The organism is Pseudoalteromonas sp. PAR1, assembly GCF_947311895.1.
In the GTDB taxonomy this organism is placed as follows: Bacteria; Pseudomonadota; Gammaproteobacteria; order Enterobacterales; family Alteromonadaceae; genus Pseudoalteromonas; species Pseudoalteromonas lipolytica_C.
Window position 1 is genome coordinate 1 of sequence record NZ_CAMZMY010000003.1, and the last position, 15,261, is coordinate 15,261.

General features: G+C 39.8%; 11 protein-coding genes and 1 pseudogene. 5 read left to right on the top strand and 7 right to left on the bottom strand.

The genetic code is table 11. From position 1 onward, the window contains the following. The first annotated feature begins 810 nt into the window (after positions 1-810). Together QL229_RS02820 and QL229_RS02825 are read left to right on the top strand one after the other, a co-directional pair. Positions 811-2,350 (top strand): annotated as a pseudogene (locus QL229_RS02820) (glutamate synthase-related protein). Between the two features lie 471 nt (positions 2,351-2,821). Then, a complete protein-coding gene (locus QL229_RS02825) occupies positions 2,822-4,930 on the top strand; it encodes a TonB-dependent siderophore receptor (protein ID WP_138556637.1) in 2,109 nt (702 codons plus the stop codon). Positions 4,931-4,988: 58 nt separating this feature from the next. On the opposite strand, the gene QL229_RS02830 is transcribed toward QL229_RS02825, so the two are convergent. Further along, the gene (locus QL229_RS02830; protein WP_138556636.1) at positions 4,989-5,297 is read right to left on the bottom strand and encodes a hypothetical protein; all 309 of its coding nucleotides are present in this window, start codon (positions 5,295-5,297) and stop codon (positions 4,989-4,991) included. 223 nt (positions 5,298-5,520) lie between these two features. Here QL229_RS02830 and QL229_RS02835 point away from each other — a divergent pair, with 223 nt between their 5' ends. Continuing rightward, entirely contained in the window at positions 5,521-6,198 is a 678-nt protein-coding gene (locus QL229_RS02835) for a response regulator transcription factor (protein ID WP_135925784.1), read from the top strand. Between the two features lie 13 nt (positions 6,199-6,211). On the opposite strand, the gene QL229_RS02840 is transcribed toward QL229_RS02835, so the two are convergent. The 4 genes from QL229_RS02840 to QL229_RS02855 are packed head-to-tail and all read right to left on the bottom strand — an operon-like array spanning position 6,212 to position 9,351. Next, positions 6,212-6,991: a CsgG/HfaB family protein gene (locus tag QL229_RS02840; RefSeq protein ID WP_138556635.1), complete on the bottom strand. Its 780-nt coding sequence runs from the start codon at positions 6,989-6,991 to the stop codon at positions 6,212-6,214. Beyond that, entirely contained in the window at positions 6,991-7,404 is a 414-nt protein-coding gene (locus tag QL229_RS02845) for a curli assembly protein CsgF (protein WP_235382655.1), read from the bottom strand. Before QL229_RS02845 ends, QL229_RS02840 begins: the two co-directional genes overlap by 1 nt. Positions 7,405-7,409: 5 nt before the next feature. After that, the gene (locus QL229_RS02850; RefSeq protein ID WP_135925781.1) at positions 7,410-7,802 is read right to left on the bottom strand and encodes a CsgE family curli-type amyloid fiber assembly protein; all 393 of its coding nucleotides are present in this window, start codon (positions 7,800-7,802) and stop codon (positions 7,410-7,412) included. A 40-nt stretch (positions 7,803-7,842) separates the two neighbouring features. After that, positions 7,843-9,351, bottom strand: a complete 1,509-nt coding sequence (locus QL229_RS02855) for a curlin (RefSeq protein ID WP_138556634.1) — start codon at positions 9,349-9,351, stop codon at positions 7,843-7,845. 670 nt (positions 9,352-10,021) lie between these two features. On the opposite strand from QL229_RS02855, the gene QL229_RS02860 reads away from it, so the two are divergent. Further along, positions 10,022-12,526 carry a S8 family serine peptidase gene (locus QL229_RS02860; protein ID WP_138556633.1) on the top strand — a complete coding sequence of 835 codons (2,505 nt, stop codon included), beginning with the start codon at positions 10,022-10,024 and terminating at the stop codon, positions 12,524-12,526. 182 nt (positions 12,527-12,708) lie between these two features. Here QL229_RS02860 and QL229_RS02865 read toward each other — a convergent pair whose 3' ends face one another. Further along, entirely contained in the window at positions 12,709-13,656 is a 948-nt protein-coding gene (locus QL229_RS02865; RefSeq protein ID WP_138556632.1) for a helix-turn-helix domain-containing protein, read from the bottom strand. A 119-nt stretch (positions 13,657-13,775) separates the two neighbouring features. Here QL229_RS02865 and QL229_RS02870 point away from each other — a divergent pair, with 119 nt between their 5' ends. After that, a complete protein-coding gene (locus QL229_RS02870) occupies positions 13,776-14,312 on the top strand; it encodes an isochorismatase family protein (protein ID WP_138556631.1) in 537 nt (178 codons plus the stop codon). Here QL229_RS02870 and QL229_RS02875 read toward each other — a convergent pair. After that, positions 14,293-15,192, bottom strand: a complete 900-nt coding sequence (locus QL229_RS02875; RefSeq protein ID WP_138556630.1) for a LysR family transcriptional regulator — start codon at positions 15,190-15,192, stop codon at positions 14,293-14,295. The two genes, QL229_RS02870 and QL229_RS02875, sit on opposite strands and share 20 nt — an antisense overlap. Between the last annotated feature and the right edge of the window lie 69 nt (positions 15,193-15,261).

The following is a 15,261-nucleotide window of genomic DNA, read 5'->3' on the forward strand; positions in this document are numbered from 1 at the left end:
AAATCAATCGCAATAACGTTAAGATTCACCATGTATGGATTCCTTTTGTAAAAGTTTTGTCGCTTATTACGTTACCCTCCTGTGGGAGGGGAGTCCATACATCTCTGTGGTTCAATTTGTTTTTTTGCACAGAGAGAAGAGAATGAGAAGTGAATGAGATAAACCAAAAGAGTATTTAGTTCTTTCCTCTAAAGCGCAGCGCCTCTTATCCTCTTTGTGACTATTATTTTTAAATGCTGTTTTTCTCTGTGTAGCGTGAAGCGGCTCGGTGAACTCTGTGGTTCAATTTGTTTTTGCACAGAGAGAAGAGAATGAGTAACCCACAAAACCACCAAATTTGTTTTTAATAATCCCTCTAAAGCGCAGCGCCTCTTATCCTCTTCGTGACTATTATTTTTAAATGCTGTTTTTCTCCGTGTAGCGCGAAGCGCCTCGGTGAACTCTGTGGTTCAATTTATTTTTGATGCACAAAGAGAAGAGAATGATTAATCCACAAAACCACCAAATTTGTTTTTAATAATCCCTCTAAAGCGCAGCGCCTCTTATCCTCTATGTGAAAATTACCCACACTGCGGCTCATAAACCGATTTACCTCTTACCTTAAAATATGAAATGGCTGATATCTTGGCTGCTTGTTGCGGTTATATAGTCGGTTATCGATAGTTAAGTAAACTCCAAGGCGCTTAAAAGCTCGTTATTTAACTGAGCTGAACTACCCTTTGTAAAGCAAGTAAGCCTTAAATTAATACTTACCTCAATCCCAGTAACTTGAACATAGCAATGTAATGTAGCAACCGTGAGGGAATAATAATGAGTAAACCCATAATTGCAGCCGTTTCGCCGAAAAAAGTCACCTTAGAGCAGGGGCAAGAATACTATTTTTGTGCCTGTGGGCGGTCTAAAAACCAGCCATTTTGTGATGGCTCACATGCCGGAACCGATTTCAAACCCAAAGCATTTACAGCAGAAGAGTCGGGCGATGCCTATTTATGCCAATGTAAGCACACCGCTAATGCGCCATTTTGTGATGGTAGTCACAAGCAATTTGATCAAAGCCAAGTTGGTCAAGAAGGGCCGGGCGTACAAATTCAAGCCTCTGATTCGCCTGTAGCTACTGCAACCAAAGAGGAGCCCACCGTTGAGCTTATTCATCAACTGGCACGTGAAGGGTTATCAAAGCTTGGTCATCATGGCCCTATGGTGTCGATGGGTGTGCCGCGATATCAATTACCTAAATGGGATGATTTACAACTAATGGTGGCACAAATGGCAACGCAACCGTTAATGGAAGATGTAGCCGTTAATACCGAACTTGTGATTGGTCCGCGAGCGAAAAAGCCATTAAAGCTGGCTATTCCGCTGTTTGTTTCAGATATGAGTTTTGGTGCTTTATCAGAAGAAGCTAAAGTATCGTTAGCAAAAGGAGCAGAGCTTGCCGGAACGGGTATTTGCTCGGGTGAAGGCGGTATGCTTCCTGAAGAGCAGCAAGCCAATTCACGCTATTTTTATGAGTTAGCAAGCGCGGGTTTTGGTTATAGCGAAGATAAATTAAAAAACGTGCAGGCCTTTCATTTTAAGGGCGGACAAGGCGCAAAAACAGGCACGGGGGGGGCATTTACCGGGCAATAAGAATGTTGGCAAAATCTCTGAGGTTAGAGGGATTGAAGCGGGTACTTCGGCGATTTCACCCCCAACATTTAAAGACTTACACAGTGCGGCTGATTTCAAAAAATTTGCTGATAGAGTTCGCGAGGTAACTGGCGGTATCCCAATCGGGTTTAAATTAAGTGCTAATCATATTGAGGAAGATATTCAATTTGCGCTCGATGCGAGTGCCGATTACATCATTCTTGATGGTCGTGGTGGTGGTACTGGTGCAGCTCCTGAGATCTTTAGGGATCATATTAGTGTACCGACTATTCCTGCACTTGCCAGAGCAAGAAAGTACTTAGACGAACAAGGTGCAAGTGATGTTACGTTGATCATTACAGGTGGTTTACGTTTACCCATTGATTTTGTAAAAGCGCTCGCTCTTGGTGCTGATGGGGTGGCGATTTCAAATAGTGCAATGCAAGCAATCGGCTGTGTTGCTGCGCGTATGTGTAATACCAATAACTGCCCAGCAGGGATTGCCACACAAAAGCAAGACTTACGTCAGCGCTTAAATATTGAAAAGTCGGCAAATCAATTAAAGAACTTTTTTGAAGCCTCAACTGAGTTAATGTCGGTAATGGCTAGGGCATGTGGGCATGACTCTTTAGCTAAGTTTAATGCTAATGACCTAGCAACGTGGCACAAAGATATGGCGTTGTTATCTGGTGTTAAGTACGCGGGCGTTGGCAGTGTGTAAACTGTAACGCTTAATCGTAAAAGTTATTTCACTTTAATTACTTCAATCACCGAGTACATATAGCGTACAGATTAATTATGGTAAACAATCTGTTGCTATGTGCCTCGGTGCATTCTTTGGTTTTTAGTGATTATTAATAAAAGTTTGTTTCTGGTTAGGTTTATCACCATGGGCTATAACTTATCTCACAAGAAAAATGTATTGCCTCCAAATTTTGAACAATCAAAGTTAACACATTCAAAGCATAGAAAAATGCGTTAGTAACTTTTCTTAAAACACCTGTTTAATCGACTTAGAGTATCTCTTCTAACCTGTATGTTTTCTCACTAATCGTACAAAGACATTTCAGCTTTAATTAAGGTAGCACTTTGGGTTACATTTAGTTATTATAATATAAATGATAATTGTTACCATTACTTATCGCCTTTAAAGACTTAACCGATTAAGCTGTATTTATACCCAAGAGATAAAATGACTATAATTAACCGATTCCACTGTTCTGTACTTTCAATTGCTATTAGCACAATTTTGACTCCAGCTGTTTATGCCAAAACAGCATCACCGAACATAGAAAAAATATCAGTTTCAGGTGTTAGGCAAGCGTTTCGTGGTGATGTTCCTATGAGTGAGCAACCACAGAGTGTTGAATTTATTTCTGCTGAAAACCTCGATGATGCGGCAGTGAACACTTTGACCGATATTTTTGATCTAACTCCAAGTATTGCTGAGCAAAATGATTTTGGTGGTTTGTGGGAAAGCTTTGCAATACGCGGGTTAGTTGGCGATGAGAGTATTCCATCAGGTTTCTTAATTAACGGCTACTCATCTGGCAGAAGCTTCAGTGGTACACGTGATACAAGTAATATCGAATACGTAGAAGTGATGAAAGGACCTGGCTCTGCGCTTTATGGTCGTTCTGAGCCAGGGGGAACAATTAATATAATCACTAAAAAACCACAGTTTGCAAAGCAGGGTTATATAAAAGTAACAGCAGGGAGTTGGCAGAATTACCGCGCAGAGGCTGACTACACCAATGCTGTTTCAGACAATGTTGCTTTTAGAGTTAATGGTGCTGTTGAAGAGGGTGAAAGTTTTCGAGATCATCATGAGTCAAGCAAAACGGTCGTTACGCCTTCAATTTTATGGTTAATTTCAGATACATCAAAGTTGAATTATGAGCTTGAGTATGTAGATCAAAGTACAACCTTCGATCGTGGCATTGTCGCCATTGAGGGAAAAATAGATGCGTTACCAATTGACACTTTTTTAGGTGAACCAAGTGATAAACCTACAGAAGTTGACGCTATTTCTCATCAACTTACGTTTGAGAAGCAAATTGGACAGTGGTCTCTTTTGAATGGTTTTAGTTACAGTGACTCAAAATTTTTAAGTGAGTCGAGTGATGCCGAACTTGCTCCAAGTAGACAAATTTATTTCAAAGATGGCGAAACATTAAGTAGGCAGCATAATCAGCGCGACTTTCAAACTGAGTACCTTTCAGCGCGAATAGAACTTAGCGGTAGTGTTGAGCTTGCAGGTTTGACACATCACTTATTAATCGGAGCAGATGCCAGCAAGTTCGATTTTGATAAACTGTGGTATCGATATCGTCCAACACTTGAAGACACCCGTTACGCAATTAACATGTATAATCCAGTGTATGGAAAAGCAGCGCCTGAAGGGTCTCTTTTATTCAACAGTACTGAAGTACAACATAGTTATGGAGTGTATATTCAAGATCAACTAGACCTAACTGAGCAGTGGAAAGTTCAAGTAGGTGGTCGTTTTGATTGGTTTGATCAACAAATAGATAATCATATTAATCAGCAACAGTCTAAAAGTGATCAAAGCACATTTAGCCCGCGTGTCGGTCTAGTTTATGTCTACTCAGACAGCCTCCAATACTACACAAGTTACTCTGAAGGCTTCAGACCTAACAGCGGTTACGATAGTAAAGGAGATGCATTTGAGCCTGAAGAAACAACATCTTTCGAAGCGGGTATTAAGTTTACTACCGATAGTGTAAGTGGAAGTTTTACAGTATTTAGTGCCGAAAAGAGCAATATGCTAACTACAGACCTACAAGCTGGTGTATCTACTGCGCTAGGTGAAGTAACAAGTGATGGCATTGAGCTAGATTTACATGGCAACATTACAAGCAATGTATTATTTGATTTTGCTTATACTTACACAGACGCTAAAACAGCAAACGATACAGTCAACCCAGATTGGTGGGTAAAGCTGCCAAAAGGCAGTCCGTTACTTAATATCCCTAAACACAGTGCAAATGCTCAAATTAAGAGAGAGCTAAACGACCTAATAGATTTAGATGCAACTGTTGGGCTTGCTGTACAATATGTTGGCGAGAGGCTTGGAGAAACCATTGATCCTACCTATTACTTACCTTCTTACACTTTGGTAAATATGTTTGCAAAATACAATGTGACTAATGACTTAAGCTTGCAATTTAATGTAAATAATTTGCTGGATAAAAAATATTATTCTAATTCGTACTCTGCTATTTGGACTCAGCCAGGGGAACCTGTAAATTACAAGTTGAGCTTAAATTATAAATTTTAACTAAACGTCAGTTATTTACACCAGAGCTTAGGCCTACGATTATTGCAGCAGTTGCTGCTTAATCGTCTGGCCCTTTTAGGGTTAATACTAAATGCCTGCGCATGTCTTTTAAAATCACGCCCTTTTTCAGCATTGCGCCACTCAGGCGCTTTTGCCACTTTAATAATTCTGGTGTGGCAGCATCAAGAGTTTGTTGATTTTCAAATTGAAAACATAAAAGCAATGAGCCTGGAAATAAGTGGTATTCCACATCGAACCAGCATTGCAACATGCCTTCAAGCTCAGCGCGGCCTTGCTCTTCAAGAGCATCGGCAACATTTAATACAAGGGCTTGTTGTTTTAATTGTACTTTAGAAAGCTTTTTCATTATTAACCCTTTGTAAGGTCATTTTTCAGAAGCTGAAAGTATACATAAGCTCACTCATTGCTAAAAGTTTTGATTTGCGACTAGTTTATTTTTCTTATTAAAACTTTTTAAAGTTAATGTAATGTTATTGAAAATCTTGTTTTCTCTCAGAGATTCTTGCTCAATTAAGAAAAATAGGTACACTATTTTTATCCCTCTTATGGGTACTTCAAAGGATGAAGTAATGATCAGTAAATCTTTATTTGTACTTACTAAATATCACACAGATTTATACAACGATGATTTTTTGTTGTTACTTAAAGTGTTAGAGACTGTCACCCCAAAGGTTAAGGTTGATAGCCGATTACCTGCTATCGACAGTCGTGCTAATTTTGCATTATTTTTAGTTGATGCGGCTTATAGCAGTTGTTCAGAATTGTTAAACGAAGAAATTATCGATTTGGCGAAAAGTAATCATGTTGCTTTATACAATGCCACGCCGACTAAAGTACACGAACAAACAGCATTATTGGCAAATATAAAAGGCATTATTTATAAAAATGATGAGCCTGAAAATACCTTTAAAGGAGTGAGACGGATTTTGTCTGGTGAGCTTTGGTTTTGTCGAAAAACAATGTCTAAAACTTTATCAGAACTCGTTCAGCAAGTGCCCAATTTTGTAAAAACACCGCAGACCGATTTGGTAAGTTTAAATGTGTTAACTGCTCGCGAAAAGTCAGTGATCTCTTTGCTGGCAAAGGGAGCAAAAAATGAGGATATTGCAAACACCTTGAATATTAGTTGCCACACAGTTAAAACACATATCTACAGCGCATTTCGCAAAACGAAGTCACGTAATCGTATTGAATTGGCAAATTGGGCGCAGCGCTTTATGCCCGCTGCATCCATTGTAACTAGGTGAGCAAGAGTTGTTACTAAATAATCTGAGGTGACCAAATACCCTTGTTTATTCCTTTATTTATGAGCAAAGTTAATGCTTTTTCAATAGCTTGAGAGACGCAAATATGCATAGGCTCGTTATCACTGTATCCTGCTTCAGCCTCAAGTAAGCGCTTGTAACTGATGTAGCGGAAAAACCCTGCTCGCATTTCTTTAGAGAGAACTTTCTTGCTTGTAGCCACTGACAGCAGCACTTGACCAGTTCGCACATCAACTGCACGCATGTAAATAGAAATAATATCTTCACGATAAATTTCTGATGCACCAATTCCAAAATACTCAGCGCCTAAGCCACCTGTTTTGATATTCGTGTCGTAACTGATAATACCTCCCTCTAAAATTATTTTTGCAGTTGTTAGTGGTGGTAATTCAGGTGTTACATTTTCGTTGTCGGTCATAGCTGCGCGAATAATTTTACGTTCGGTGAGTAGATTTTGTAGTCCTTCACGTTCAACAGGAATAAACCAGTCAGTTTCATGTAACGCTTGCATAAGAATAGAGTTAGCGCCTTGGGTGACAGCCGTTGAGAAGGAGCTTACATTTTCTTGAGGTTTATACTGACCTGTTTGATCTCGAAATGAATAAACAGAAACAGGAATGGCTCCTTTTGGTTTTGGCAATGCTTTTAGTTCAGCAAAGGTGTCTGTTAGTGTTATTTCTGTAGCAATTTGTTGTGCCGGAGGCAGTGTTGCTTTGAATGTTGAGCAAGCAGCCAAAAATACTAAAGAGAGTAGTAATGTTAGTATGCGTATCATTATCCGAACCTCGGCACTTCAATAATTGTGATAGTGCCATCAATTAAGTTGGTGATTTGCACCGTGATAGCATCAGATGAACTGGTGATTATTTGAATCTCATAGTCACCACTAACAAAGGTAGAGTCTTGGTTAAAGATACTCTCTTCAACATCATCACCAAAAGCGATATCAGTGATTTCACGGACCATTCTGTTTAGATAAGTTCGCTCTAAAGAATCCTGAAAATTTTCTGCGTAGCTTTTCTCATCAATAGGTGCTTTGTGTTTATTTTGAGCCTGAGCCTTAGATAAAAGCATGTTTGCGTTTAATGGATTACCGCCAAACGATGGATTAATGGGCTTGTAAACTAGCTCAGTAGCGAGCATTAATGGGGAGGTTAAAAATAAGGTCGCGAAAATTATTTTTTTCATTGTTATTACCATCCACTGGGTGCTAAATCTGGAGATGTTTGTTTAAAGCGTGCACGCGCAATTGCATCCATTGCCGCAAACATTGCGCTTTCTACTCTCTCTTTTAGAGGGCCGCCTCTACGTCCCATAAAAGTGACATAAATTAGTTCGTTATTAAGTAAAACTTCAAGTCGAGTTCCGGCGCGAGGAAGTACCGTTTCTTTAATTACAACATGAGTATCAGAGCTGTTAGGTAGGTCTAGCCACAATTGCGAAAAGCCATAGTAAAACTGATGACCAAAGCGACTGATGCTACGATCAAGCACTAAACCGTCAATTTCTACTTCATTAGCATCACAGCGTTGGAATACTGAAAAAAGCAAAATAATGGTTAAAGTTAAGTAGTTGATATTTTTCATAATCGCATCTAAGGAGGGGAGGGCCCCTCCTTATACTCTATTACTGTTGAATGACAGTTGCTGAATTGAAGTCACCAATCTGAGTAACTGATATAACGTTACCACTTCCCATGATAGACCCTTCAACTAGGTTACCTTCACCTACTTGGCTGATTGAAACAGAGTTTTCGTCTCCTGAAACAATAAAAGCACCCTCACTAATACCTGCAACTAAGTTAAAGTTACCTTCTTGCGCAATATCAATACTATTACCAAGACCCTCAATCATAAGATCAATTGCGTTAAGCTCTCCATTTTGAGCTAAATCAACTTGGTTATTCGAGCTTTCCATAATAGAGCTCAAGCTAAGGGTAGCTTCGTTAGCATAGCCATCTTGTGATATAACAATTTCATTCGCATTACTAGCAATGCTGGTATTTGGATAAGATGACTCAATTATTGCGGTATTTAGATCCCCTGTTTGCACCATTTCAATGTCATTATTTGAACCATTAAAGTTAACGGCATGAGCAATATTATCGCTTCCTACTTGAAGTGATATAAATTCGTTATTATTGCCGATAACCCCAAAGTAAGTGGTATTGTTATTGCCATTTTGAACAGACAACATGTCATTTTCGTCACCAATTAACTCCGCGGTTGCTATGTTGTCATCACCATATTGAATACTATCAACTTCGTTATCATTACCTGTGAACACACCTGAATTGAATTCGTTGTTATTTCCTCTTTGCTCAACTTCAATATTGTTTTCATTGCCGTTGATTGAATCAATGCTTACTTGGTTTTCATCACCATTTTGTTCAATACTGATTTCATTTTCATCACCATAGAGTTCAGTGATACTAATTTCATTGTAAGAGCCAATTTGCTCACTGGTAAGTTCATTCATGTTGCCAGTGATGTTGTTAACAGTGAGCTGGTTCCAAAAACCGTCTTGTTCTATTTCTATGGTATTTTCATCACCATAGATGGCATATAGTTTTGCTTCATGCCAAATACCATACTGCTCAGCAGTTACTTCATTAGCACTGCCTTGCATGTTGTAGTTATAAAACCAATTTCCATCGCCATCTTGTGTTACAGTAATGTCATTTCCATCACCATTTATGATATTGATTACTTCATTTGTAATACCAAAAAAACTTGCACCATTTTGAACTACTGAAAGCTGGTTGCTATCACCTATTACTTCAGTTAGAGATCCATTTTGCTCACCATCTTGCGTATAAGACTGTTGGTTGTTATCACCGTAAGTTGTTACAAGAATAAGATTCCCATTGCCCATTTGAACGGCATCGGTCTCATTGCCATCACCTGTGGTAATTATCTCAACTTGATTTGAATTACCTTGTTGTAATGTACTTGCTGCATTTCCTAAGCCTTGGATAGACGTTTGAGAAATGACGAGCAGGTTACCTTGTGCAGTAACACGCTCTACATTTGTCAACGCAGATGTTGAACTTGGTTTATCTGTATTTTGAGCATACGCAGCAGAAGATAAAGCCATTGCTATTGCGCAGGTTAAAATCGATTTAGATAGTTTCACGCTAATCTCCTTAATCAATAAAATATTTTTAGCCGCGATACACAAAGCGTTTTTACAAGGTTGCCGGCTTGTAATTTTGCTACTTAACAGGTGTGCGCGAATCCAAAATGTTTGTGCTATTTACTTGGTGGTGAAACACCAAAACTTCCGTGATTGCGTATGGCATCATTCGTATAGAAAAAAGAACCTTTGTTTGTATATCGAATACAGAGAAGCCCAAAAACGGCTGTGAAAATGGCTACTTCAAAACGTCGTTTCGCTTGTAGCGAATGAAAGAAGATAATTTCGCAACCGAGAGTATTAACTTTATGTTTACTTTACGAAGTGATAAATGGAATGTTTTTGTGATTTTTTTAATCTATTTAAGTCAATTGCTTAGGCTTACTTTTGCTTGGGACCTTTATGAAAATTGGATCTCGTACAAAAAAAGAATGAGAAAGATGGCATGAGTTTCGGCAGGTTAAAGCTAACAAAAAAGCTTGAAACTCTAGATTTAATTTCATTTTAGATCACAAAAAAGAATGAAAATTTTAAGTTCTCTTTGTTTAGGTTTGCGTATTTTTTAAACAGTCACTAAAAAGGTTTTGTTGCCACAAGATTGTGTATCGGTGTTTCAGAGAAGAAATACTCTACGCTGTGTTTTCACAGCGTCTGTTTATGGAATAGCACTATGAAAACAAAATTATCAGCTTTAACACTGGCTATTATTCCACTCCTTACGGTTGGCGCACATGCAAGCACTCAGCCTAATAAACCGGCAAAAAGTGTGGATGAAAATAGCATATTGGTAGTATTTAAAAAAGGAACGTCTGCAGCAGTTCGAGCACAAGCACGCTCTTTAGTTAAAGCAAAAATAAGAGACTTAAATTCAGATGGTATCGATGACCGTTACAAACACATTTTGGGTGGTCGGTTAGCAAACTTTAAGCTTTCAGAAGTAAACCAAAAAGTTGCATTAGAAGCCTTATCTAAACATCCAGCAGTAGAATATGCAGAGCCTGATTATCAGTTACGGGTATTAGGTATTCCTGATGACACTCGTTTTGCTGAACTTTGGGGGATGAATAATACTGGGCAAACAGGGGGAGTTGCTGATGCTGATATCGATGCAGTTGAAGCATGGGACATAACCACAGGTTCAAGTGAGATAATCGTTGGGGTTATTGATACTGGTGTAGATTATAATCATCCTGACTTACAAGCAAATATGTGGGTAAACCCTGGCGAGATAGCTGGGGATGGTATCGATAATGATGGTAATGGCTACATTGATGATGTTTATGGCATAAATGCGATTACAGGAAATGGTGATCCTATGGATGATCAGGGGCACGGATCGCATGTATCAGGTACGTTAGGTGCTTCTGGTAATAATACCCAAGGAGTTGTGGGTGTAAATCATGAAGTATCTATCGCAGGTTGTAAGTTTTTGAGCTCAGCGGGAACGGGTTCTACGTCAGATGCAATTGAGTGTGTTGACTATTTTGTAGCCCTTAAAAATGCCGGTCATAATATTAGGGTAACGAATAATAGTTGGGGAGGAGGCGGCTACAGCCAAGCATTAGCTGATTCTATTACAGCCAGTGAAAATGCAGATATTTTATTTGTCGCAGCGGCAGGTAACGATGGCGTCGACAATGATGTAAACCCTCATTACCCATCTAGTTATGAACATGATTCAATTTTGGCAGTGGCAAATACAACGCATACAGATGAAATGGCCTGGGACTCGCAGTGGGGCTTAACAAGCGTTGATATGGGAGCGCCAGGTAGTGCAATTTTATCAACAGTACCTGGGGGCGGTTATGCTTCTTATTCTGGTACTTCAATGGCTACACCACATGTTGCAGGGGCTGCAGCACTCGTGCTATCAATTAATCCTAATTTAACAGCGCTAGAATTAAAACAGTTACTAATGAGTAGCGGTGATGCTAATGCAAATTTAGCTGGGTTGACAGTTGCTGGCACCCGTTTAAATGTTCATCAGGCACTACTCGATGCAGACCCTGAGCCTAGTTTTAGATTGTCTGTTGCACCACGGAATCAAGAAATTGTAGCAGGTGAGAATGCAAGCTACGAGTTGAGTATTGGCTCCATTGCACAATGGCAAGGTGTGGTTGAATTATCGGTAGACAGCCCTATTAGCGGTGCTGTGTTATCATCAAATACAGCTCAGCCCGGCGAGTCTGTTACTTTAACCGTTCCTACAACTGAACAAACCACTTGGGGAGATTACAGTGTAGCTATAAACGCTGTATCGGGTGATTTGGAGCAACAAGAAGTTGTCGGATTATATGTATTGCCGCAAGGTTTAACCGAGTTTAGCTATCAAAATGACACCCCGATGGCAATTCCTGATACTAACTCACAGGGTATTACATCTACTATTACCATTAATGATGACATCACCGTTTTTGATACAAATACCTTTGTAGATATAACACATACTTGGATTGGCGATTTAATTGTTACCTTAACATCTCCATCAGGTACGATGGTAACCTTACATAATAGGTCGGGTGGTAGTGCTGATGACATCAATGAAACTTATAATTCGGCGGCTTTCAATGGTGAAGTTGCCACAGGTGACTGGACTCTCTTTGTGTCTGATAATGCCAGCTCTGATACAGGTACTCTCAATGCTTGGTCATTAAACTTAACTGGGATTGGAGAAGTCTCTCCTCAACCACCACAAGCTGGATTTACATTTACTGCAGATGGCTTAAATGTTCAGTTTTCAGATGCGAGTACAGATGTAAATGGTGATATTGTCAGTTGGATGTGGGACTTTGGTGAGGGCGCAACAAGCTCTGATGCTAGCCCAACTTATACTTATGCAGAATCAGGAACTTACTCTGTAGCCTTAACAGTGACCGATAGTGAAGGATATACCGATACTGTAACCCAACAACTGTCAGTGAGCTCTGATGTAATTGAACTTGAATTAGTGCGCGCTAATAAAACACGCCTTGGCTACATGCGTGTGCAGCTTGGTTGGGAAGGAAGTAGTGCCGATAGCGTTAACATTTATCGTAATGGCGAGCTGATCAGTACTACAGAAAATACCGGCAAATACCTAGATTTTGAACGTAGAGCAACAGAAAGCTCGTACTCTTATCAGGTTTGTCAATCAGCAGATGTATGCTCAAATGAAGTAACTGTTACATTTGATTAGTGTCTGTTAGCGGTTGTGTTGGTGCACATAAGTATAAAACCGCGCATTTTTGCGCGGTTTTATATGTTTATAGAGCTAAGTTTATTTACCATATGTAGGTAATCGTTTGAATACATTTGAGCGCTTTTAAATCCCCTTTTAGTGTAGTCAAAATCATTAATAATTAAATAAGTTATCTTCTATCAAGCTTGGCGAAATGCATTACGCCAATCTCTAGGTGATAAGCCAAATTGCTTGCGAAAGTGATGCCTTAAAGTAACAGCAGAGCCAAAACCACATTTTTCTGACAAGTGCTCTAATGATAAATCGGTTGCTTCTAGTAATTGCTGTGCATAGTTTAAACGCTGATTCAAAAGCCATTGTCCTAGGCTTTGCCCTGTAAGAGACTGAAAATGGCGGGTGAAGGTTCGTCGGCTCATATGCATTTGTTTTGCAAGTTCATCTATTGTGTGTGTGGCACACAGATTTTTTTGTATTTGTTCAAGTAATGACGCTAAGCGCTCGTCTGCAACATTGTTTGGTACTGGTAAAGCGACGAACTGCGATTGCCCGCCTGTTCGATAGGGAGCTGTTACCATTACCCTTGCTATGGCATTGCTGTGCTTACTACCTAAGTACTGACGTACTAAGTGTAAACAGCAATCAATGGCTGCTGCGGTTCCTGCCGATGTATAAAGCTGGTTATGTTTAAGGTAAAGCACTTGATTGTTAAGCTTCACTTTAGGAAAACGTGCTTTGAAGTCATTGCTATAGGCCCAATGGGTGGTTGCTTCAATATTATCTAAAAGCCCAATGTGCGCTAACGCATAAGCTCCTAAGCAAAGTCCTACAATAATAGCGCCACGCTGATGCGCGGTTAGCAAGCTGGTTGTTAATTCTTTAGAGGGAATTGTTTCAGGGAATGGCCAAGACGGAATAATTATAATATCTGCCTGATCAAACTTTGAAATTGAATGACGCGCTTGAATATCAAACCCCGAGCTTGAAGGCATTACAGCTTTACTTTCGCTGCACACTGCTAAGTTAAATTCTTTGATGCCTGCCGAGCGAGCACCCTCACCAAACACCATGCATGGTACTGCAAGATGAAATGGGCTGATATTTGGAAATGCTAATACTGCAACGTTCAAGGTAAAGCCTTATCAGATACTTTGGCCCAATATTATCGATAAATGGTGTTTGGGTCACTGTTTGCTGCGTTAAAAATTAAGCAAACTGTGCCACAACACAACTCTAAAAGGTTCTCACAATGACAAATACAGCTTTATTGATTATCGATTTACAGAATGATTATTTTGCAGGTGGCGCATTTCCTCTATGGCAGGCTAAACAAGTAAAAGATCAGCTTGTTGAGGTAATAAAACAAGCAACAGAATGTGGCATTTTACCTATCCATATTCAACATGTTGCTGAATCACGACAAGGCTTGGCTCCTTTTTTTAACCAAGATACGATAGGGGTCAATATTCATCCTGATATTTTAAAAGCAGCACCAGAAGCCCCTGTGGTTGTAAAACACTATGCAGATAGTTTTTATCAAACAAATCTCGATGATATTTTAAAGCAGCACGGTATTAAAAAACTTTTGATCGCAGGTATGATGACTCAAAACTGTGTGACTCATACGGCAATATCTGAGCAAGCAAAAGAATACGACGTGGAAGTCTTAACGGATGCGTGTACAACCGTTACTGAAATGCTTCACTTAATCGCTTTAAATGCCCTTGCCCCGCGAGTAAAGCTATTAGAGTCAAATCAAGCTTTGCTTAGTTTGCAAAGTAATTAATATTCGCAAAGGCTGAAATAACATCTTTGGCAAATGCAATGCGAGGATGCTTTAACGCGCCTTTGTTCCATACTAAGTAAATTATGTTTTCTGGGCCTACAGGGCCCAGTTGTACAAGCTCTCCAGCTTTTATCTGATCGCGGCATAGATAATCAGGCAACACAGAGTAGCCAATACCTGAGCGAATAATATTGCTAATTGCACGAATGTCAGGGCAAATAGCTATCACGTTTGAGTGGCATTTTGCGTTGAACACAGACTCAAAGTATTGCCTAATTAGAGGCAGCTCTTCATCATAAGCGACAACATTGTAGCTTGAGAGAAGGTCTGCGGTGATGGTGCTATCTTTAACTTCTCTTCCGTGAAGGCGGTTCATTACTAAAATAAGCTTTTCTCTATCAAGCACTAAGCTGTCAAAAAGTGAAGGATCGGGTTCGGAGGCGGCAATAGCGATATCTGCTGCACCAGATTGCAAGGCATCAAAAATACTCACCTTATTACCAATATGCAGAACAAGGTTTACATTGCCAGATTGCAATAAGTTGGCGATTTGTGGCCCTGACACACTACTAATATATTCGGCAGGCCCTGCGATATTTACAGTGCCATAGACGGCACTTGAGCGGGCGCGGATTGACATAATTTTTTGCTCTAAAATATCAATGTGACCAGACACTTGCAGTGCTAAATCGTGCGCAGCGGCGGTCGGAGTAACTCCGCGAGCTTTGCGTTCAAACAACGCTTTACCAACGACTGACTCCATGGCTTGAATATGGGCCGAAACCGAAGGTTGCGACAAACCGAGGTTAGCTGCTGCTTTTGTTATATTTTTGCAGCGATAAACTTCCACAAAGGTTTTTAGCTGTGTGAGGTAAGACATAAAATAGGCGAGCCATAAATTTTCTGATTGCTTCTCTTAATTTATCCGAATTCACACAAGCGCGCAAAC

Excerpts from the sequence above, each read along its gene's own strand:
- QL229_RS02825 (WP_138556637.1), top strand. The coding sequence starts at position 2,822 with ATGACTATAATTAACCGATTCCACTGTTCTGTACTTTCAATTGCTATT.
- QL229_RS02830 (WP_138556636.1), bottom strand. The coding sequence starts at position 5,297 with ATGAAAAAGCTTTCTAAAGTACAATTAAAACAACAAGCCCTTGTATTA.
- QL229_RS02835 (WP_135925784.1), top strand. The coding sequence starts at position 5,521 with ATGATCAGTAAATCTTTATTTGTACTTACTAAATATCACACAGATTTA.
- QL229_RS02840 (WP_138556635.1), bottom strand. The coding sequence starts at position 6,991 with ATGATACGCATACTAACATTACTACTCTCTTTAGTATTTTTGGCTGCT.
- QL229_RS02845 (WP_235382655.1), bottom strand. The coding sequence starts at position 7,404 with ATGAAAAAAATAATTTTCGCGACCTTATTTTTAACCTCCCCATTAATG.
- QL229_RS02850 (WP_135925781.1), bottom strand. The coding sequence starts at position 7,802 with ATGAAAAATATCAACTACTTAACTTTAACCATTATTTTGCTTTTTTCA.
- QL229_RS02860 (WP_138556633.1), top strand. The coding sequence starts at position 10,022 with ATGAAAACAAAATTATCAGCTTTAACACTGGCTATTATTCCACTCCTT.
- QL229_RS02870 (WP_138556631.1), top strand. The coding sequence starts at position 13,776 with ATGACAAATACAGCTTTATTGATTATCGATTTACAGAATGATTATTTT.
- QL229_RS02875 (WP_138556630.1), bottom strand. The coding sequence starts at position 15,192 with ATGTCTTACCTCACACAGCTAAAAACCTTTGTGGAAGTTTATCGCTGC.